Below are 21,975 nucleotides of genomic sequence, written 5' to 3'. Positions count from 1 at the left end.
CAAAAAAACGCGCCGCAATTGACCATGCAGCGCGCGTACTTCATAAATTCATAAACCAATTAATGGAAATTAACGAAACCGATTAACGGCGCTAACTACTTATCCATATGAATAACGGTACGGATACTTTTGCCTTCGTGCATAAGATCAAACGCTTCGTTCACATCTGCTAAGCCCATGTTGTGAGTGATAAACTCTTGCAAGCCAAACTCACCAGCCATGTAACGCTCTACAATCTCTGGCAACTCTGAACGACCTTTCACGCCGCCAAATGCACTGCCTCGCCATACACGACCTGTCACCAATTGGAATGGACGCGTTGAAATCTCTTGGCCTGCGCCTGCAACACCAATAATCACAGATTCACCCCAACCTTTGTGGCAGCACTCCAATGCTTGACGCATCACGTTCACGTTGCCAATACATTCAAATGAATAGTCAACGCCGCCGTCTGTCATCTCAACAATCACCTCTTGAATAGGCTTGTCGAATTTCTGTGGATTGATGACATCGGTTGCACCAAGTTGCTTCGCAAGATCAAATTTACTTTCATTGATATCAACACCAATGATGCGACTTGCGCCCGCCATACGTGCGCCAATGATCGCAGACAAACCAATGCCGCCTAAACCAAATATCGCCACCGTGTCGCCTTTCTCGACTTTCGCCGTGTTAAGCACGGCTCCCATACCCGTTGTTACACCACAACCCAGTAGGCAAACTTCTTCCAATGGCGCTTCTTGATTCACTTTCGCCAAAGAAATTTCCGGTAGGACCGTATATTCCGAGAACGTTGAACAGCCCATGTAGTGATAAATTGGCTGACCATCTTTGTAAAAACGCGTTGTGCCATCTGGCATCAAGCCTTTGCCTTGTGTTTCACGTACCGCTTGGCACAAGTTCGTTTTGCCCGATTTACAGAATTTACACTCGCCACATTCAGCAGTGTAAAGAGGAATCACATGATCGCCGATGGATACGCTAGTGACACCTTCACCAATCATTTCGACAATACCGCCGCCTTCATGACCAAGGATAGATGGGAAGATACCCTCAGGATCATCACCAGACAAAGTAAACGCATCAGTGTGACACACACCCGTTGCCACGATACGTACCAATACCTCGCCTTTTTTCGGCAATTGCACGTCCACTTCTTCCATTTTAAGTGGCTCGCCTGCTGCCCAAGCAACGGCTGCTTTCGATTTTATGAATTCTTGACCTGGTTTAATTTCAAGTGCCATCATTGTTTCCTTTTCTATCAAAATCTAAGCGGCCAACAAGTTTTCTTTTCGCCGCTGCTTATTAAGTGGGTCTAGTATAGTTTGTTTCTGGGCTGTGATAATCCCTCTAGATTGAAAATCATTTTTACGTATTTGTAATAATTGCTACACTTGCGAATAGAAAGCCGAGTCTAGAAAACTGATGATAGAGGGGAAGCGTGTGGCAAATTGGGAAGGCGTTAGCGAATTTGTCGCCGTGGCGGCGCACCATAGTTTTACAGCAGCAGCCCAACAGCTCTCCACCTCGGTCGCCCAAGTCAGTCGCCGCGTAGCGGCATTAGAAGATCGCTTAGCGGTGAAACTATTTAACCGCACGACTCGCCGCGTCACCCTAACCGATGCAGGGCAAGTGTATTTCCACCAATGCCAGCATTTAGTCGAAGGATTGGAGTTGGCTGAACTGGCGGTCACTCAAATGCAAACGGCGCCAAAAGGTTTAATCAAAATCACCGCCTCCGTGATGTATGGCGAGCAGCATCTCGCTCCCTTGATCAACGAATTTTTAATTCAATATCCTCAGCTTGAAATTGAACTTATTCTCACCAATCAAAAATTGGATCTCATCGAAAACAGCATCGATTGCGCCATTCGCCTAGGCAAACTAGAAGACTCCAGTATGAAAGCGAAACGGCTATCCAGCCGCCAGCTTTATGTGTGTGCCAGCCATGATTACTTGGCGCGATTTGGTGAGCCGCACACTCTATCGGAGCTCAATCGGCACCAGTGCCTACGTGGCTCGGTAGACTATTGGCGCTTTAATGAACAAGGAAGAGAAAAATCACTGCGTATTACTGGGCGCGTGAAGTGTAATAGCGGCTATGCGCTGCACGACGCGGCGCGAAAAGGGTTAGGACTAGTGCAATTGCCAGATTATTATGTCAAAGAGGATTTAGCCACCAATACGCTCATCGAAGTGCTCCCTAGCTATCGCTGCGAACGCGAAGGGGTGTGGGCACTGTATCCAAGCAGTCGTCACCTTTCCACCAAAGTTCGCCTATTATTAGATTTCCTAGCTGAACAGCTTCCTGATTAACTACAAAAGCTTTCTGATTAACCACCAAAGCTATCCGAGTTATCAGGCCTTTACTGAGGCTTAGCCGATACGTTACTATGCGTGCTTTCTCATATATTCTTTCTTATCCTCTGTGATCAAAACAGATGTATTTCGCAATCTGATAAGAGAAATAAAGCCGTTAATAAAGGAACAACACTATGATCAAAGTGACAGAATTCAACCCAATTGGCAGCGACGAGCGCGGCGAAACCAAATCATTTTCCGTCAAAGATTACGGCGAATTCGTTTATATCACTCGTAAACAGGGCACGCTGAGCGGCAACAGCTATCACGAAGGAAAAAATAAAGGCACCAACCTAAAAACGTTCGTATTGTTGCAAGGTGAAGCGCTTATCAAATACCGTCATGTCGAGTCTGATGAAGTAAAAGAAATTATCGTACCGCCACAATCTGTCGTTGAAATCTCACCATACGTAGTGCACAACATGTTTGCTAACTCCGACATTTTGGTGCTAGAGAACAACTCTATTGCTGACATTAAAGCAGATGTGATCCGAGAGCAGGTGTAACTGCGCTGCGAGATTGCTTAGAATTTGGAAGTAATCTTCGCTCTATACAAAGAGCGCCTATCACTTATGGCGCTCTATTTAATTTCTACCTATTAATCTATCTAGCTCATTTCCAGATCAATACGACATTACTGCCATATTCCAGGAACTCTACTGATAGGCACTGAATTCATTGGTGAGTTGATCCACCACGTCAGCCTCAGCGAACGTGCATATACCCAGATAGGTCAGATCTTGCTCTTCCGTTTCCGTGGTTAATGCCATTCTCTGTCTAGTGTCACCTTGAGCCATTAGGTGAGTAAAGTCGGTCACTGGCAGATCCAAACTCTCAAATTTCTGGCGTAATTCACGCAATTTGGTCGAGTTATGTGCCTTGAGCACAACAAACGGGTGATCGGAGATATTTGGGTGGGTGACGTCAGAGTGATCAACGTAATCAGCAAAACTTGGCGACTCTCCCTGTGTTTTAGACAGTGTTCCAATAGAGAGCGACAAATGCGCCAGTGCGTTAAGCTGCATCCCTAATTCCGCGCGCTTGTTCAAGATTGCAACAAATTTTTTATTATTAGTATGTAGGGTATGGTCTTTTGTAGCTATCGACATGAGTCATCCTTTTTCATATAGCTTTCATATTATTGTGTCATCAATACACATTTAGCCCAGTGCAGCTTTTTATTCGGGTTTGCTCTTCTTAGAGAGCAGCCTGATTTCCGGTGACTGCGTTTGAATCATAATAGGCACCGACTTCTTACTCATTGATAGCATTGAATTTTTACAACAACCCACAAAGATGTCACTGTTTGTTAACATTTACAGCCAAATACCATACTGTATTTTTACTGGCACTTTGTTAGGGCCATTGGGATAACGGCAAAAAATCGAGAAAAATTCGTAAAAGAAATAACTGGCTCACGTCTTAACATAAACATTACCCAGCAATATTGAGATATGGATCACATTAATGACCATTTAGGTAAAATGCCTAGGCAAACAGGCAAAACGCCAATCAATTAGATTCATATGCCTAGAGCATAACGACCTGTTATTCGGTAAAATCCAACTCAAATTTATATCCGCAGCGAGTATGAGAAGCCCATGCCGTTTAATTACTTCCCAGACGATTCCGATGAGATTCAACACCTCATTCCCAGCGCAGGTTACACCCCGATAGAAGAGGATGTAGTGTTACCCGCACCGCTCCCACCTGTCTCTGAGAAAGAGCCTGAGCCGACACTCGCTTATCGGATGGAAGTTGCTTGTCAACGCGAACCGTTTCTTCAAGAAATTGGCGGAAAGCTGGGTTTTGCTCTGGCGACGACCAAAGCCGAAAAGGCCATTTCTCAATGGTCAGAAGTGAACCATGGCCAGCATTGTTATGTGACCTGTCAGGTCCAAGAATATGAAGCCAAACGCTTGTTAATGCGCTGGAAACAAAATCCAAGCGCAACCTACAACTTACTTGATGTTGTGCCACAACCTAAAGATCAAGTGCAAGTAGAAGAGGCGTTTGTGCCAGTGCGCTTTGCTGTGCAGATGGGTACCCAGTTAGGTATGCCAACGGAAGGATTTCTCTATCATTTCATTGATGGTACCTTCGTTAACGAATACCGCTACCAAGGGGGGAAAAGTTCTCTGTTCCAAGTCACACAAAGTTCAGATGGAGCCATGAATCCCGATCCCGCGACCCCTTTTGGCAGTGATTTCTTATTAGCACTCTGGAAACGTGGCGGACAAGTGGTTAGCGACCAGTATGTACTTTATCGTAAGGACGCGCTCGACAACGATGCTATGAGCGACATCGACAGCGCTTTTCTCGACCAACATGGCGTGAAGCTCGATATGACGCAGCTCATTCCGTTAACTGAAAACACTGGCCAACGTAAAAAGTACCGAGTCGCAACGGGGGATACTCTGTCATCCATTGCTGGCGACAATAACCTCAGCCTCGACGACCTGCTCACACTAAACCCTTACTGGCGTGACCGACGCGCCGAACTAGAAGAAGGGGACACCCTCTTCCTCGCGCCGGTTTCGGTGTATAACCACGGCAGTGACGTCGCCTACCCTGCGCTTTCCGTTATGATGGCTAAGGGCCTAGCGAATGCCTCTTTCCTCGCTCGGAAAAAGTCCGTGTTTCCGGTTGTCAAAGTCGCGGAAGCCAGTGCTGAAACTCATATGGCGATTTCACTGGTGCGTTATGCTGTCGATACGCGTGATGCTGACGGCAAGGCCGAGCACCCAATTTCAGACGACAAAACCTTCCCCGGCGGCGTATTTCAATCCGATAACGTGCCTTATACATTGCGCCAGCTTCGTGACGGCTGGTGTTATGCCCTATCGCAAAAACCCAACGAAGATACTTGGCAACTAGAAGAGTACCAAGTCACCCTCGGCGAGCTGTATCAATTTGAAGGAAACACTGCCGAAGAGCGCGCAACGGCGAAAGGGAAGCCAACCAATGGCCACCTCCTCTGCGCCACCGAACGGCAATATTATCTCGGATATTCGGTGCAACGCTGGACAGATCGCATCGCCGATTATTACACCAGCACCCCTGATGCCCGCGATAAATACCTGCGTAAGCTCGATTCCGCTTCTGGCGCCCAGAACCAAGCCGATATTCGCCAAATAGAAGACTACGTCTCCGATGTCAACGAAGCGCAACAAGCTGATCACAGCTTTAATCGCTCTAGCGCCACCTTTGACAAAGCGAGTCAAAATCCAAGTGAATTTTTGAGCGTGCTGTCTCCCAAGAGCTTGCTCAGCTACACTTATCAAGTGCCCACTGGCTTAGAACAAAGATTTGTCGCCCTCGACGATCCGCTAGGCGACATCAACGATTTGTATTTGCAGTTGCTCACCCCGCTACTGATGACCACGCCAGACGATGAAACGCATCATAAGGTGGTCATGGCGGAGACAGTGCGCGCCATTGCTCGCGTGCAAATTCCACAAGATAAGATGCCAGATATTCAGCCTGAACAATTGGGAGAATTCGAGCATGCATTAGACATCAGCTTAGAATACCACTACTTTCTTCAGCAAATGGCGTTGCTTAAAGACAGCCCGTCGACACTGGCTGATAATCAACGTAATGCTTTATTGACCGCTTCTCAAGAAGCAGTGCAGAACTACGAGGAAGCCAATGCGACGTTGCAAAAATTGGGTTTCACTGACGTAGAACCCTATGTCGATGAATACGTTGAGCGGCGCCGAGTGCATTCTCAAATTAACTGGCAAGGCATTGATGCGTTTTATCCGCAATATATTCAAGACCAAGTAACCTATTACTCCGAAGTTGCCAGCGCCTGCGAATCTTTGCTCACCGCTGTGCGCACTTTAGGGGTCGAGCCTCAAAACTTTGGCATAGACTTACTCAACAGTAAACACATGGCCCACCTCATCGATTTATTCGGCGAGCTTCTACCTGCGATTAGCAATAGCGCCTTAGATGACGACCTTAAAGGCAAACTGGCCGAGGCGCTCTTCCAAGAAAACCCAGACAACTTGATGGCGCTCGCACCCACTCTGTTTTCTATTGAACTGTACACCAAAGCCAACGAACTGGTCAGCGACACCGATTTTTTCCAACTCTCCAGAGACGGCATTCCGCTCTCTGGCGCGATTGCCGCCGTCGATAGCGTAATGGGGATTAGCAGCGATAATGAATCCGCGCTGCACAAAGCAACACAAGCCACTGCTGTACCACTAGATAAGCTGATCAACAGTGTCATCGGCGCAATGAGCACTACCGTCAATACCGCGGGTGAACTGGCAGGTGCCGCCGCCAAGCTTTCAGCCAATGGCTTTAGTCATGTAGCAGGCATAGCATTTCAAAAAACCTACTATGCACTGCTAGGAGTCGCTATGCGCACTGGCAACGCGCGAGCTGCGTTCTCCGTCGCCAGCATGACATGGAGCCTAGACCAACTCACCACGGGCAAGTTGGCCGTTAACCATGGCTACCAACAGCAAGCCGTAGATTTTCGCGGCCACCTTTCGCAACAGGTGAAAAACTGGCAAAGCATTAACAACCAGTTTAAAATTCTGCCAGCAGGCCACCCTGAGCGTGCCACTCTACAAGCTCACATTGAAGCGCAAGAGGGAAAAATACACGCGCTTATCAAAGATAGTCCACGCTTATTCACCAGCTTCGATGGCCAGCCGCTAAGAACTAAAAGCAATCTATTTGCCAAAGTCGAGCAAGGCTTTAACGCCCCGGGCGGCTTAGGATTTGTGCTGGTGTTTCTCAACGCGTTAAACGTGGTGCAACAACAATGCGATATTGCCGAGGCCATCGACTCCGACCCAGATATCGATCTCACCACCCAGCGCTACACACTGGATTACAGTATTGCTTGGTTTGTGAATGCGACAGCAGATTTGTTTGCGGGGGCGAAATATGAGCTGTTGAAAAATGAAGGTGGAGATATTGTAAAATACAACTTATCTCAACTTAAAGTAAAAGCGCAAGGTGAATTAAATTCCATAGCCAAAGCATACATCAACCGTTCTCTCACCGTCGCGATGGCAGGCTGCTTAGCCGCTGCAATGGAAGGCTGGCAAACCTTGCAAGCAGCGAAAAGCGCAGATTCAATGATGGAGAAAGGACTTCTTTACGCTAAATCCTTAACATTAGGGGGGCAAGTATTAGTCTGGGGCGACCAATCTCTTCGAGTTCTGAGATCTTATCGCGCAGATATCTCACTCGAAACTCTATTCGAAGAAAGTGCCGCCGACGCACTATTCTGGTTTTGTGTTCCATATTTGATATTAGGCTTAATCCTTAATTTCATGCAACGCTCTCCTATCGAAACATGGTTACGTGAAAGCATTTGGGGGGAGTCACCGAAAGGCCAAAGCGCTGCAAAAGAATATCAGGCTCTGCTACAGGTAGTCAGCAAGCCTTCAATTCAAACCAAGGTGATAGAGTCTGTCACAGATTTAAGCCATGATATTCCAGCGTATGCGCCAATCCCAGTACATATGAAACTTGCTCTTTCACTTCATTTCCCTCAATTAAGAGCAGGCCAAACCGTAGGGATTGCCGTGCGCGTTTCTCGCCAAAACGAAGAGCAAGAAATCTACTGGAGCTTCGATCCTAATGCTGAAGCCGAAGCCAAGCCAAGAAAGCTCACTGAACAAGAAATACAAAGTGGCACTTGGTCTATCGATGATCAGAAAAGCGCAACTTTCAGCCTAAACCTTCCATTCACTATTGCACCAACCGATCACGTCGAAATATTTACCAGCACCGTGCAGTCAAACCCATTTGCTCAAGAACATAAAAGCCACCTTTTTTATCAATCTCGTTTGAAACCCGTAACGATGGACGATGCAATAGAAATGCTAGACTTGGCCAAACTCGACTTACGCAACAACAACTTTGTCCCTTTCAAGGCACCAGAATTATGACAGTATCGAATTTTCCAACCAACCCGACTGAAGAACAAATACAACTACAGCGCCAAGCTGTCTTGGACTCTGAGGTCATATACGAATGGCGCTGCTTAATGAGAGAAACAGGCAAACTGTTTCAAACTCTAGGAGGATGTGGGATTGGGTTGGTGATCATGGTGATATTTTGTATTGCATCACAAAGTATGACGCCACTTATTATGTTTGTGCCAGCGTTGATTATCACTACTCCCATGATGTATCACTTAGGAAGTGTCGATCGAGAGTATCACGGGCAAATCACGGCTAAAGGCATCATCGAACACAGAACGAAGATCATCCCCGACATTTTCTACAAAATCAATCGCTGGATGGGCTATGTCGGCACAGTAACTTGCGTGTTAGCTGCAATTTTCATCGGCCCTGCTGCATTTGTCGGTGCTGGTGGGTTTGCGTTGATGGCGCTGCTACGTGGAGCGAGAGAAAAAACTACTAACGTCGACATAATTCCTTGGTCGACAAATGACATCTATGAGTATGATAACTTGGGTACTACATATGCCAACTCGGTAAAAACCCAATGCTATTTTATCAATCAATACCACAAAACGAGGCATGCATTTCTATATTCTGTAGCATTCACCTGCACCGAAGAACAATTCCCCAAAATAGACGCTATCGTACGCCAATATATTGAGGTCACAGAGCCCGTTGAACGCGAGGTTCAACCGGAAGGATGACTTCTAGCTTTCCAACCAACCCCAATGAAGAACAGCGGCAGCAACAACGTCAAGCTGTCTTCGACTCAGACGTAGTTTATGAATGGCGCTGCCACCTACGTGAAGGGGGCAAATTTTTCTTTTCCGCTGTGGCTTGCGGAATGGGGACGATTGCTTCATTACTTTTATATTATTTTACCGGCGATTTCATTGGGTTTAGCATTCTCGTTTTCGTGACGGCGATAGTGACCACCATGACCTACCACTTAATATGTCTAGATTTCGACTACCGTGGCCAAATTACTTCCAAAGGGATAATTGAGCACAAAACCGAAGTTGTCCCCGACATTTTCTACAAAATCAATCGCTGGATGGGATACATCGGCGCAGTTACTTGTGCGTTAGCGGCAATCTATAGGCCCAGCTGCGTTTATCGGTGCTGGCGGGTTTGCTTTGATGGCTTTGGTTCGTGGTTCTAGAGAGAAAGTGGTTCAGATAAAAGCTAAACCTTGGGCCACGGATAAACCCTATGTATACGACGGGCCAGACATTGGATACGCCAATGCTATAGATACATATTGGTATAGCGTCAATGGATATAGAAAAACAGAAAATGCCGGGCTCTATTCATTTGCCTTTACGTGTAATGAACAACAACTCCAACATATTGATTCGATTATCCGTCAACACCTTAACGTCGGTGAACGAATTTTATCGGAAGAAGAAAAACAAGAACTTAACTCTCACAGCCAAGCTTCAAGCTAACTTCATTATTCCACCTGAGATCGAGTCGCCTCGGGATTTAGGCGACGTCGTTCGTCAGAAGCGGTATGTTCCGCCCACTAAACTCGACTTACGCATCAACAACTTTGTCCCTTTCAAGGCACCAGAATTATGACAGTATCGAATTTTTCAACCAACCCGACTAAGGAACAAAAACAACTACAGCGCCAAGCGGTCTTAGACTCTGAGGTCATATACGAATGGCGCTGCTTAATGCGAGAAACAGGTAAACTGTTTCAAACTCTAGGAGGATGCGGGATTGGGTTGGTGATCATGGTGATATTTTGTATCGCATCACAAAGTATGACGCCACTTATTATGTTTGTGCCAGCGTTGATTATCACCACTCCCATGATGTATCACTTAGGAAATGTCGATCGAGAGTATCACGGGCAAATCACGGCCAAAGGCATCATCGAACACAGAACGAAGATCATCCCCGACATTTTCTACAAAATTAATCGATGGATGGGCTATATCGGTGCCGTTACCTGTGCGTTAGCGGCAATCTTCATCGGCTCCGCAGCGTTTGTAGGTGCTGGTGGGTTCGCATTGATGGCTTTAGTCCGAGGTTCGAGAGAAAAAACAACCGAAACAAGTATTATGCCCTGGGACGACCAAAAGCTATACCAAGCAACAGGCCCGCGTATGAAATACGCCAACTCTATAACAACGTACCGATTTCTAATAGTAGAATATCGTCGTACTCCTCTAGCAGGTAGATCTGAGGTTTCCTTAACTTGTCCTGAACAAATGTACCCTAAAATCGAGAATATCATTCGCCAATACCTGAACGTTATGCAGCTCACACTCGAAGAAACGATGGCTCAAGAAGGAGAAAATAGCACCACTAACTGATATTTTCACAAACATAACAACGTTGACCAAACTCGACTTACGTAACAACTACTTTGTTCCTCTTAAGGCACCAGAATGATGACAGTCTCAGATTTCCCAACCAACCGAACCGAAGAGCTAAAGCATAAACAACGTCAAGCGGTCTTAGACTCTAAAGTAGTGTACGAATGGCACTGCTATCTTCGCCCGGGAGGAAAGTTATTTTTTGCCGCATGTGGAGCAGGATCGTGTGCCCTTGTTGTATTGATATTCTGCTGCCTAGCAAATAGTTTTGCTCCACTTTATCTAGGCATTCCTGCCATTCTCATCACGACTCCTATGATATATCACCTTATGAGTGTGGACGAGGAATACCGTGGCCAAGTTACAAGTAAGGGGATCATTGAATACAGAACCGAAGTTGTGCCCGATATTTTCTACAAAATCAATCGCTGGATGGGATACATCGGCGCAGTTACCTGTGCGTTAGCGGCAATCCTCATCGGCCCCGCGGCGTTTGTCGGTGCTGGCGGGTTTGCGTTGATGGCTTTGGTTCGCGGAGAAAGAGAAAGGACCATCACGATCAACGTTATCCCGTGGGCGGAGCATAAACCGTATGAATTTAAAGACAATGGTCCACGCTACGCTAATTCAATTACGTCGTATTGGTATTATGTCAAAGATTATTATCGGACTAATTACGCGGGTTTAAACTCTGCGCGATATACTTGTCCCGAAGAACTATTTCCCAAAATCGACGCTATCGTACGCCAATATATTGAGGTCACTGAGTTCGCTGAACGCGAAGTACAACCGGAATGACGACTTCTAGTTTCCCACCCCATCGAAGAACAAAGACAACAGCAGCGTCAAGCGGTCTTGGACTCTGAAGTCATATACGAATGGCATTGCTTTTTACGCGAAAAACATAAGTTCCTATTAACGGTAATAGGCACCGGAATTACAATACTTTTGATGCTCTTGTTCTGTTGGTTATTTAACAGCTTCGGCCCTATACTGCTATTTATTCCTGTAATACTCATCACTACTCCAATCATGTACCACTTAGGGAGTGTTGATATACAGTATCACGGGCAAATCACCGCCAAAGGTATCATCGTACACAGAACAAAGATCATCCCCGACATTTTCTACAAAATCAATCGCTGGATGGGATACATCGGCGCAGCAACATGCACATTCGCTGCAATCTTTATCGGCCCCGCAGCATTTGTCGGCGTTGGTGGATTTGCATTAATGGCTTTGGTTCGGGGGGAGAGAAAGAGAACGACCGAGGTCAGCGCGAGAGCATGGGATCGAAGCAAGCCATATAGAGATACGGGACCCGGTATCCATTATTCCGACCAGGTCACAGCCCACTGGTATATTGTCAAAGAGTATCGTCGCACCGCACATGCTGGGCGAAACAGTATAATGTTTGTTTGCCCCGAGCACCTTCGATATGAAATTGAAGATGTTATTACCCGATATATCAATATTGTGGAAGTAGCGATTCCAGAAGCTCAACCCCAGTGACGACTACACGACTGAATATTATTCAATTATGACAATCTCAGCTTTCCCAACCAACCCCACTGAAGAACAAACACAGCAGCAATATCAAGCTGTCTTAGACTCAGACGTAATTTATGAATGGCGCTGTTATCTTCGTCCAGGGGGTAAGTTATTTTTTGCGGCATTTGGAGCAGGATTTGGTGCCCTTGTTGTGTTGATATACTGCTACCTAGCAAATAGTTTTACCCCACTCTATCCAGGTATTCCTGCCATTCTCATCACGACTCCGATGATATATCACCTAATGAGTGTGGACGAGGAATACCGTGGCCAAGTTACAAGTAAGGGGATCATTGAATACAGAACCGAAGTTGTGCCCGATATTTTCTACAAAATCAATCGATGGATGGGATACATCGGCGCAGCAACATGCACATTCGCTGCAATCTTTATCGGCCCCGCAGCATTTGTCGGCGTTGGTGGATTTGCGTTAATGGCTTTGGTTCGGGGGGAGAGAAAGAGAACGACCGAGGTCAGCGCGAGAGCATGGGATCGAAGCAAGCCATATAGAGATACGGGACCCGGTATCCATTATTCCGACCAGATCACAGCCCACTGGTATATTGTCAAAGAGTATCGCCGCACCGCAAATGCTGGGCGAAACAGTATAATGTTTGTTTGCCCAGAGCACCTTCGAGATGAAATTGAAGATGTTATTACCCAATATATCAGCATAGTGGAAGTTGCTGTTCCAGAAGCTCAGCCCCAGTGACGACTGCACGATTGATTATTATTTAATTATGACAACCTTAGACTTTCCAACCAACCCCACTGAAGAACAAAAACAACTGCAGCGCCAAACTGTGTTGGAAGCTGACGTCATCTACGAATGGCATTGCTTTTTACGCGAAAAAGTGAAGTTTCTATTAACGGCAATAGGCACCGGAGGCACCATACTTTTGATGCTATTGTTCTGTTGGTTATCTCACAGCTTTGACCCTATACTGCCGTTTATTCCTGTAATACTCATCACGACACCAATCATGTATCACTTAGGGAGTGTTGATGTACAGTATCACGGGCAAATCACTGCCAAAGGTATAATTGAACACAAAACACAAATCATTCCCGACATTTTCTACAAAATCAATCGCTGGATGGGCTACATCGGTGCCGTTACCTGTACGTTAGCGGCAATCTTCATCGGTCCCGCTGCGTTTGTCGGCGCTGGTGGGTTTGCGTTAATGGCTTTGGTCCGTGGTTCGAGAGAGAAAACGGTTCAGATAAAAGCTAAACCTTGGGCCACGGATAAACCCTATGTATACGACGGGCCAGACATTGGATACGCCGATGCCATCGATACATATTGGTATAGCTTCAATGGATATAGAAAAACAGACAATGCAGGGCTCTATTCATTTGCCTTTAACTGTAGCAACAACTCCAACATATTGATTCTATTATTCGTCAATACCTTAACGTCGTTGAGCGAACTTTATCGGAAGAAGAAAAACAAGAGCTTAGCTCTCACAGCCAAGCTTCAAGCTAACTTCATTATTCCACTAAGATTCGAGTCGCCTAACGATATAGGCGACTCGGCTAATGTGATGGGCGAATTAGTACAAGTCCATTGATATAGACTATAAACGTTACGGCCGATCACTCTCCCATTGGTTGCCAGTGCAGTATTTGGCCGGTGCTTAATTTGGCCAGTATTGACATGGGTGCGAGAGAGCTCTTGCCTATGTGCGCTGTTTTACTGGTAAAGTTGGCGGCGATTGTGCTGCCATCGCTGAACTTGGTTTGCTGAAGTGTGCCTTGTGGGTTTAGCCAGTGAAAACTTACCAGTTGTTTATTCCACAGCACTTTATGGATAGGCATGTAGCCATCTTGATAGTGCTTAAGCTGTTTGAGCCTTGGGCTGGTTGGCGACAACGCTTCATCTCGACTTAAATGCACCATTGCTGGGGTGTTATATAACATAGCAATGAGGTCACGCTCTTTCTTGACGTCGCTAAACTTTAGGTTATCGCTGAGCCAATGATCGCTGTTGATCACCTCATCATGGAAGACCGTTTGATAAAGAGGCACGCGATATTGCGGGGCAAACAACAATGTTTTATACGGCTCTTTTACTTTCGCTGGCTTGAAAAAACGATCGGGTTTGTTATCTGGATACCAACGTCCTAGATAATACGGTGACTTCCTATTGCTCTTCATGTCTTGATCTGTCCAGCCAAACCCGACAGCCTCTAAACCATGTGCAAACGCAATACCTTGAGTGGTTAAACTGTTGCCATCTTCAGAGCCAAGCACTAAGTGTTGCTGATTGGCCGTCCAACTTAACCGCTGATTAAATGCGGTGAGCATCTGCTTTTGCGTGGTGTTATCTCGGTAATCTTCTCGCGCCATTGCGGTGGCATCGGCATCAAGAAAGTAGCTGTTGAAGTGGCCATATTCCACCACGTGTTCGATGCGTTTTTTCACGTAATCCTGCATGCAGCTTGGATCTAGGTAGTTGCCTTTGCCACCAAAGCCCGTCTTTTTCTCGCCGCTTGCTTGCTCAATCGCGCATTGCTGTCGCATTTGTTTTGGCAGTTGCGCCGTCACCCAGTCATTATTCACGCCCCTAGGAATGGCCGTATTATACGAATCGTAGACCCCAACAAGATACCCCGCCTTTTTCGCTTGGGTGACCACTTGAGGCTGATAAAAAGCAGGCATCCAGCTCGCAAAACCTATCCATAACCTTTTCAGCCCAGCGGTTTGCAGGTTCTCGACCATGCCTTTCGATAATGCTTGCCCCCAGCTCGCTTCTGGCGCCAAATAGACACCAGCATGCACGCTCAGCCACTGCTTACGCTGCTGGGCAGCGCGATACTGAGATTCGATTGAATCATTCTTCAGAGTCGGCGCTTGAGAGGGGAATTTGATCCTTAGAGTGTCGTTAATGCGGCTAACCAACAAACGTTTATCGTAGTGATTAAACCAGTCTTTGCCTTTCACAAGAGCTTTGAGCTCTCGGTCGTCGCTGGTGGCTGATTTAGGCGCCAAGTTATCGAGATACCATTGCTTGATCCCCCACCAATCTTTGACATCGGCCTCTGCAATGCCGTCTCCACCAAAAACGTACACCATGCTGGCACCAATCAGTTTGCTAACGTTCGGGTTACTCTGCACTTTCTCGCTCAGTGGTTCGGCCAAATGCTGAGCAATACGCCACTGCCGATACTGTTTGGCCCCCGCAAGCATCGTTTTACCTTGAGTAATACGAATCACCAAAGGCTGATGTTGATTTAACACGGTGAATTGGTGCGATGCGCTCATTGCCAACTTCGGATCTTGGTCGTTAAAGCGCAATTGATTGTTCGTCGCAGTCACTAATTGATAGGTAAAATAAGTTTGGTCGACTTGAGCCGTCCAAAACGGCATTTTAAGATCTTGAGTGGTATTCGATGGCGAATAACTGCCCGCCAAAAATTTCGCCCACATTTTGTTGTCGGTTGGCACTCTCATGCCTTCGCTAAACGGCAACAATAAGGTTTTGGTACTCTGGCGCGGTAGAAAATACCAGTCTAGCGTGAGGGGATGATTACGCTGGAGCTTTTGCGATGAATCTAATGCGAACGTTAACGTGAGCGCATTTTTAAACGATGCCTCGACATGAATCTTAGCAGGAAGCAGTGTCCAACTCGCCTGCTGTGGGTTAGTTTGTTTTAAGTCGGCTACTGATTGGCGAGCGCCGTCTACGTTCAGGTGCGCTTCATTGATGTTCAGTTTCCCCCACTCAGTCGCCAACGTTTGTGGGTCGATGGAAACAACCTGCCCATCCTCACGATGCAGAGTCACTGCCCAAGCTGGAACTGAGCACAAGATAGCAAACAACGTAGCAATAAATCGCATGTTCAACTTTTTATAAACCAAACACATAGAAAGAGAGTAACGAGCCATGATTAATCCATATCAACAAGCTAAGGTGATGACACCCTAGCGATCCAAACTGATAACGCAGCGTATGTAAGCTGTGAAAACAAGGTGTCAGGGACGCGTGAATTTCAACGAAAAGAGAAAAAGGGATCAACAACACTGGTCGACATGGCTGTAATACGCGGCGATTTAAAAGCAGCCCCCTAGCAACGTCCGCTATCACGTTACCTACTAGCCGATATTCATAGGTTGTGGGCTTTTGTTCCTTTACCTAAAATCACTTTGTCATTCTTCATTGGCAGTCCTTCGGCGATTAATTGCGACTTTTGCCCATTGACGTCGACAACATTGCCGCTAGCGCCAACAACTCGATTGGTCCAAGTTGCATTTGAATCATCATCCGCGACCGCCGCCTTGAGCATAGAGATGATGGCTTGTGTCGCACTTGGGTGGCCATAAAAATGCTCAGACAGCTGTTTATAGGTGGTGACGTTACCGTAGCTAACCTGAGATTGTAAATACGCTAACAATTGTGGCCAAGAGAGTTTCTTATCCGCGTTTTTTCTTGGTTTGGTTGTGGCCTTAGAATGGCTACTCAAGGGAATCGCACTTTGTAAACCAACAGGTTCGTTAGCGTGGATATACACGATTTCTCGCGAAAAATCAGATTCGAAAGAGGCTGAGTTGGTGGGCAAACTGATCAGTTCATCCCATCGAATCGCACTCAACATGAGAACAAACGCATCGATTAGATCGTCTAACTCGGCGACTTTACGAGGCACTCTTGCCATCTCTAGCAGCAGTCCTTCAAACCATTGAGGTGCATAGTATTTTAGTACGGCTAAGCGCTCATCCCGACCTTGAGTCGTCTTTTTATTGAAAGACATCGGACGCCCCGCTAACCCTGTAAAGACAACCTCTGGGTGAGATTCGCGAACCTTCAATGTACTTTGAATTACGTGACAGCGTACAAAGGCATCAACTTCTCGCATCTTTGGTACAATACCCCACGTTTGCTTTGAGAACTTCTTGCCTAACCTCTGCACATTAATCTCACAAGCTTGCTCGTAGCTTTCACAATAGACGGCTTCTCGGCAAGGTACGGTAAACACCGATGAACGACGCTCCTTCAAAATCGCTCTCGCTGCTTTATCGCATAGCCTGTCAGGTTGCTCTGGTGTGCTAAAACCTATTGGCATATCAATTAGCCAATGGCCTTGTGGCCCAACACGCTCAGCTAACTCTTCTAAACATGCGCTGATATATAACTTGGGTTGCTCATCTTTCAGCGCCCAAGCCACCCAACCGGCTTTGCAGCCATCAATACCAACGTAATTCATGCTCTACCCTGCCTATATTTAGTTCGAGACATCATCTCACAACAACAGTTAAATTGACTATGCGAGATCAATAATCGCCTTTAACAGGCAAGGTTAACAACCGGTATTTCTGCCCGACTAGATTTACACAGATTCTGAAAAGTTCTGCTGTAAAAGGCGCAGCATATTACGCTTACGTTTATAGGTTTGTGCCAAAGATGCCACCTCAGAATAAAAATCACTGAGTGAGACAGCAGGATTAATTGACTAAGCCTTTGGTAATATTATGAAAATTTAAATCTTACTTTCATAATATTACTATTGGTATTACTTAGTGAAAATCATCAAAATAAATGATCTTATGCACGTATTTTCATCACGTACTCAACATGCCCGTAAGTCGATGATGAACTCTCCGCACGGGTAAATTGTAGTAGATATGAATAGGTGCGCATTAAATGATTCTCACGTTTCGATGTCTCATTGCCCGTCACTCACATTCAGATCATCGACTCTTCCACTCCCGGTGCGATGGCTAAGTTCGTCACGCCGTATAGTGTTTGTGGGTTGGCCAAAGCAAGTTGGTGAACGTCACTCGATAACATGTGCTTTTCAGAGCAATCCACGTTCCATTGACGTAGTAAGTAACCGGCTAATGCAGCGCGGACTTCTAATGTTAGTTTGCCGTCTGTCATCTCATAATCCAGCTCTACGGCTTGTGGAACTGCCAGTTCTGGATGCGCAATAAGCTCAAGGTCGACAATGCGGTTCCATTGTTTGTCGAACTCTCGTTGCTCCGACACTTCGGTTGACTCATCTATGACCTCTGCCTTTAAAAAGCGCGTGCAAACAAAGTCGCGGAACTCGCCATGACCTCGGTCAAAGGCACGCACGTGCCAACGATGGCCATTATGAACAATAGAGTGCGGAACAATGACACGCTCGCCCTGCCCTGAAGACATCGACACATAGCAACAATCAACGGCTTTCTTGCTGTGAATTGCGCGCATCAAGCTGCTGATAATCGCCCGCTTTGGCGAAACTAAACGAACCGCATCAAAGCAAACCGCGTTGTGCTGATGCCCTTGTGATGCGCCAGCACCTGATTCTTGCGCCATTGATGTCAAAACCGTTTCCGGATCGTGAGCAAATAGCGGAATGAATACCTCGGTGCGATGGTAACTTTTGGTTTGATGCACTAAGTGCATGTTGTCTTTGGCTAACTCTTTATAGGCAGCAAAATCTCGGGTCGCAGCCGCGGATCCCACCTGAAATTCTCCGATCAGCTCAGCGCGAGAAATTTCTCCGATAAACTCCAAAGAGAAATCAATAAAAGCTAGGCGCTCTCTTTGAGCATGCGGCAACTTTAACAACAAAGCTTCTTGCTCTGAGTTGAGTGGCATTTCTGGGTTCTGGCGGTGATTAGACATGACTAAGACCTCGATCTCTATTATGTCGTGAAGCATAAATGACACTACCCCCATATGCAATCATAACGATGTCATCATATTGTTTGCATGATGACACCTTTCAATACTACCCGCTTGTAACTGTACGTTCGGTTAGCAAGCTCAATCGCCTTCCTTGGCAGCATTTTTCTTAACACATTTTCTAGTACAAACTTACCTTTCAGTGTTAGAAAGTGTGCTTAACATTGAGCATCAAACTAGCCACTTGCCCAGTATAATCATCGGAACCAAAGTACACCGTTTCCGTGGCAGTGAGAGACGTTTTTGATGTCGCATTAAAACCTACCCCAGCGGCCAACATAGGCACAGTATCGGTCACAGTCGTAAAGCCGTAATCCAACGTTTGGTAAGAAGCGCCTGCTTTACCAATTAGGTATGCGATGTCGTTGACGTGATAGTTTGCCACGCCAGCGAAATCTAACGAGTAGGAGTCCACCGACTCGCTATACACTGTCCAACCGTTGGTAAAATAGTCTGTTTCGTTACCAAGATAGTTGTAGGTTAGCTCTCCGCCTACTTGCAAGTGTTCCACTGACGTGTCGGCAAGGAGGCCTCCACCGAAGTTATACGCGGTATGATTATAAGTAGAGCCCGCCATCGAATTATTCGCGTAACCCAGACCACCCGTAACGTATGAGTGAATCTCTTCTGCAGCGTTGGCAGCAAAACTGGTTACAAACGTACTCGCTAAAAGCACGATAGCTAGGGACAACGTTTTCTTAGTATTCATGTTTCTGTTCTATATTTCTGGCTTAGCTTTATGATGGCTGAGCATGTTGATCTAATGACGCGCTTATCGCGCCATACGGTGAAGGCATCCCTTTCTTCATGCATTTACAATTTCGGCATGTGCCTGTTTGTTATTTGGGTACTGAATAAGTCGTTGTCACTTTTCCAACAACTTTGGTGTCTTCCGTTTTTTGAGCTTCGGCCTTCGGTTCTTTCTCTTGGGTTGCTCGAATAACCAGACCTTTTGAAATCTTCACGTCATGCGCCCAGTCTTTGTAACCCGGCCGGGTGACTTTCACACTTGATATGGTGTTATCTCTAAACGTTGAGGTAGTCGGCCCCGTACCAACGTAGACATTGTTCGCAAAGATAGTCGCGTCATCTGCGACCACAAATTTTACTGAGTCCATTTTTGCCACTGGACGCGGTTTAAATGAACCGAGCTTGTACCTAAACGTGCTGTCAGAAACCAATTTATCTGCCGCTTTGCGGATCAACGCAGTCCAATTTCCCGTCCCATTATAGGTTTGGGAAACATCAAAGTTCTTTGAATACACCAACGTGCCTTTTGTCACATCCAGCATCTTGATTTGCAGTTCAATCGTCATCGCCGTCTTGTGGTCAGTGAAATTACTAAAGTGCACTGACTTATCTGTCTTAGCTGCGTATGTTACTTTCGGCACGATGATAAAACTTGAGCCTGCCATCGCTCCAGATTCATTCATTTGAGACTGCGCTACTTTACCCGTGTGCTGAAAAGCAAACTCACTAGACACATCCTTTTGGTCTTGGCGATCTGCCACAGTGACGTTCGGCAAGTTCACTAGATCAGATTCTAGGATGGAGATAACAGCGGCATTATTGATACGAACGTTCGATAAGTTCTCAACATTTTTAATCGAAACTGTTGTCGCATTTGCCCCAAACGATACGGAAGCTAATAGTGCAGGAAGGATTAACTTTTTCATTTTTTAGCTACCTCAACTGGTTTATTGTTGTAATGGATGCGAATGTGCGCTTTTTTCTGATTGTCGTATCCCACTTCTTTCTCGGCCATACCGCGCTTGAACCATTTAGGATTTCCCATCTCGGTAAAATTCTTCGTCACACCGTCGGTGTCGACGTAAGTCAGGGTGACTCCCGTATCTTTATGCATCGCACCGGTAATGCCACCCGCGGCAGCGCCAACTCCAGCACCGATCATTGTCGATAGACTATTGTGGCCAATGACCTGACCAAGCAGTCCACCTGCCAGCGCACCGACACCAGCATCGCCGCCTTTTCCTGTGTCATTCTTGATGACCACTTCTTTGATTCTCAGAATTTTCACGTTCTCAACTTGAGTAACCATGTTCAATTCCGACATGCTGTATTCATTAGGTTGGTAGCTCTGAGCACACCCACTCAGGCCAACAATGACGGCTGATGCTAAAAGTAGTTTTTTCACGATATTACTGCCCCATACACAATTCAGATTTCGTCGACTTCCATTTCTGAACGTTGGAGCTGTCACCTTTTAGCTCGTAGGCTTTGATGATCAAACTCGCGCTAGAGCACGCGTCTTTGGTGTTACCGTTTTCCTTAGCATGAGTGAAGGCAGAAAGTGAGCTATCTAAATTTGGCGCAGCGCTTGGCAAGCCAAATGCAAATGCTGAACTAGAACAAAGTAGAGTCAATGCCGCTGAGGCGAGGAGTTTTTTCATGGTCGTTTCCGTAGGTTGATTAAGTAAAGTCGAATCCGCGAAGTCCCACTGAAAAGACACAGTTCAATCCCCTCGCTCATCTGGGTGTGGACTTTATCAATAAAGAAATCATGATGCAATCATTTTGATTTGATCATGGAAATTAAAAGATCTTAAATTAAGATCAATTAGATCCAATAGTATCGTCTATTTGTATGAGTCGAGTTTCAAAAGGCCCTATAAATCAGATTATTGAATAGGTGATGACACGTTTGGCAATGCGTGCTTTTAAAGGAAGTAGCTGGAAAATATTTTTCTTATACAGATTCTGGTCATGCCAGTTAAGGGGGATGAAGTGTTTCAGGTCGAAATTTCTGTCAGGAAAAAGGTGCGTTATCACCTAAAAAAAGAAAGGACGTCCTAAGACGCCTTTAAACTGTACTAACTCAGACTTGATCTGACAGTTACCCACTTTTGACTTGGTGCCTGTCAGGTTATATCTGGTCTAGATTTTTTTCAGCCCAGATTGATTTCCCATCTTCTAAGGTTGCAGCTGGCGTTCTGCCACAGCACATTTTCCCTTGATGGGTACGATGATTGTTGTAGTAGTCCATCCATTCGTCCAGATCTTTCTGTAACTCTTCCATCGAACCGTACAGCTTCTTTCTGAACGTCACTTGGTAGAACTCATTCAATATGGTCTTGTGGAAGCGTTCACAGATACCGTTTGT

19 protein-coding genes and 2 pseudogenes are annotated in these 21,975 nt (G+C 46.0%); 11 read left to right on the top strand and 10 right to left on the bottom strand.

Features of this window, described 5'->3' with window-relative positions; translation table 11 throughout:
• Positions 1-95: 95 nt before the first annotated feature.
• Entirely contained in the window at positions 96-1,244 is a 1,149-nt protein-coding gene (locus tag L4C34_RS04490; RefSeq protein ID WP_428788433.1) for an S-(hydroxymethyl)glutathione dehydrogenase/class III alcohol dehydrogenase, read from the bottom strand.
• Positions 1,245-1,443: 199 nt separating this feature from the next.
• Here L4C34_RS04490 and L4C34_RS04485 point away from each other — a divergent pair, with 199 nt between their 5' ends.
• Positions 1,444-2,316, top strand: a complete 873-nt coding sequence (locus L4C34_RS04485) for a LysR family transcriptional regulator (protein WP_428788155.1) — start codon at positions 1,444-1,446, stop codon at positions 2,314-2,316.
• 179 nt (positions 2,317-2,495) lie between these two features.
• Positions 2,496-2,867 carry a polysaccharide biosynthesis C-terminal domain-containing protein gene (locus L4C34_RS04480; RefSeq protein WP_428788154.1) on the top strand — a complete coding sequence of 124 codons (372 nt, stop codon included), beginning with the start codon at positions 2,496-2,498 and terminating at the stop codon, positions 2,865-2,867.
• A 150-nt stretch (positions 2,868-3,017) separates the two neighbouring features.
• Here the strand turns inward: L4C34_RS04480 and L4C34_RS04475 are convergent, their stop codons facing one another.
• The gene (locus L4C34_RS04475; protein ID WP_428788153.1) at positions 3,018-3,470 is read right to left on the bottom strand and encodes a DUF2000 domain-containing protein; all 453 of its coding nucleotides are present in this window, start codon (positions 3,468-3,470) and stop codon (positions 3,018-3,020) included.
• A gap of 492 nt (positions 3,471-3,962) precedes the next feature.
• Here L4C34_RS04475 and L4C34_RS04470 point away from each other — a divergent pair.
• The 9 genes and pseudogenes from L4C34_RS04470 to L4C34_RS04430 form a co-directional block, all read left to right on the top strand.
• Positions 3,963-5,453, top strand: a pseudogene (locus tag L4C34_RS04470) (LysM peptidoglycan-binding domain-containing protein); the annotation flags it as partial.
• 2,825 nt (positions 5,454-8,278) lie between these two features.
• Positions 8,279-9,004, top strand: a complete 726-nt coding sequence (locus tag L4C34_RS04465) for a hypothetical protein (RefSeq protein WP_428788152.1) — start codon at positions 8,279-8,281, stop codon at positions 9,002-9,004.
• Positions 9,001-9,462 carry a hypothetical protein gene (locus tag L4C34_RS04460; RefSeq protein WP_428788151.1) on the top strand — a complete coding sequence of 154 codons (462 nt, stop codon included), beginning with the start codon at positions 9,001-9,003 and terminating at the stop codon, positions 9,460-9,462. The genes L4C34_RS04465 and L4C34_RS04460 overlap by 4 nt, the downstream gene beginning before the upstream one ends.
• 113 nt (positions 9,463-9,575) lie before the next feature.
• Positions 9,576-9,881 (top strand): hypothetical protein, encoded by a 306-nt coding sequence (locus L4C34_RS04455; RefSeq protein ID WP_428788150.1) that lies wholly within the window; start codon positions 9,576-9,578, stop codon positions 9,879-9,881.
• Complete coding sequence (locus tag L4C34_RS04450; protein WP_428788149.1) at positions 9,878-10,624, top strand: hypothetical protein; 747 nt, start codon at positions 9,878-9,880, stop codon at positions 10,622-10,624. The genes L4C34_RS04455 and L4C34_RS04450 overlap by 4 nt, the downstream gene beginning before the upstream one ends.
• Positions 10,625-10,699: 75 nt before the next feature.
• Positions 10,700-11,425 (top strand): hypothetical protein, encoded by a 726-nt coding sequence (locus L4C34_RS04445; protein WP_428788148.1) that lies wholly within the window; start codon positions 10,700-10,702, stop codon positions 11,423-11,425.
• Positions 11,426-11,446: 21 nt separating this feature from the next.
• Positions 11,447-12,139 (top strand): hypothetical protein, encoded by a 693-nt coding sequence (locus L4C34_RS04440; RefSeq protein WP_489686356.1) that lies wholly within the window; start codon positions 11,447-11,449, stop codon positions 12,137-12,139.
• Between the two features lie 28 nt (positions 12,140-12,167).
• Complete coding sequence (locus L4C34_RS04435) at positions 12,168-12,890, top strand: hypothetical protein (RefSeq protein ID WP_428788146.1); 723 nt, start codon at positions 12,168-12,170, stop codon at positions 12,888-12,890.
• A 28-nt stretch (positions 12,891-12,918) separates the two neighbouring features.
• Complete coding sequence (locus tag L4C34_RS04430; protein WP_428788145.1) at positions 12,919-13,752, top strand: hypothetical protein; 834 nt, start codon at positions 12,919-12,921, stop codon at positions 13,750-13,752.
• A 25-nt stretch (positions 13,753-13,777) separates the two neighbouring features.
• Here the strand turns inward: L4C34_RS04430 and L4C34_RS04425 are convergent, their stop codons facing one another.
• The 8 genes and pseudogenes from L4C34_RS04425 to L4C34_RS04390 all read right to left on the bottom strand — a co-directional run.
• Complete coding sequence (locus tag L4C34_RS04425; RefSeq protein ID WP_428788432.1) at positions 13,778-16,048, bottom strand: glycoside hydrolase; 2,271 nt, start codon at positions 16,046-16,048, stop codon at positions 13,778-13,780.
• A gap of 638 nt (positions 16,049-16,686) precedes the next feature.
• Positions 16,687-17,385, bottom strand: a pseudogene (locus tag L4C34_RS04420) (DUF429 domain-containing protein); the annotation flags it as partial.
• Between the two features lie 479 nt (positions 17,386-17,864).
• On the bottom strand, positions 17,865-18,794 hold the full coding sequence (locus L4C34_RS04415; protein WP_428788144.1) for a WYL domain-containing protein: 930 nt from the start codon (positions 18,792-18,794) through the stop codon (positions 17,865-17,867).
• A gap of 205 nt (positions 18,795-18,999) precedes the next feature.
• Positions 19,000-19,563, bottom strand: coding sequence for a hypothetical protein (locus L4C34_RS04410; RefSeq protein ID WP_428788143.1), 564 nt, complete (start codon positions 19,561-19,563; stop codon positions 19,000-19,002).
• Positions 19,564-19,693: 130 nt separating this feature from the next.
• Complete coding sequence (locus L4C34_RS04405; RefSeq protein WP_428788142.1) at positions 19,694-20,530, bottom strand: hypothetical protein; 837 nt, start codon at positions 20,528-20,530, stop codon at positions 19,694-19,696.
• Positions 20,527-21,009, bottom strand: a complete 483-nt coding sequence (locus L4C34_RS04400) for a hypothetical protein (protein ID WP_428788437.1) — start codon at positions 21,007-21,009, stop codon at positions 20,527-20,529. The genes L4C34_RS04405 and L4C34_RS04400 overlap by 4 nt, the downstream gene beginning before the upstream one ends.
• A 4-nt stretch (positions 21,010-21,013) precedes the next feature.
• Positions 21,014-21,265 (bottom strand): hypothetical protein, encoded by a 252-nt coding sequence (locus L4C34_RS04395; protein WP_428788141.1) that lies wholly within the window; start codon positions 21,263-21,265, stop codon positions 21,014-21,016.
• Positions 21,266-21,738: 473 nt separating this feature from the next.
• The coding region (locus tag L4C34_RS04390; RefSeq protein WP_428788140.1) for an integrase core domain-containing protein at positions 21,739-21,975 on the bottom strand (237 nt) is incomplete at its 5' end.

The sequence above is a fragment of the Vibrio profundum genome, from assembly GCF_050337555.1.
Classification (GTDB): Bacteria; Pseudomonadota; Gammaproteobacteria; order Enterobacterales; family Vibrionaceae; genus Vibrio; species Vibrio profundum.
This window is presented reverse-complemented; position numbering and strand designations above follow the sequence as displayed.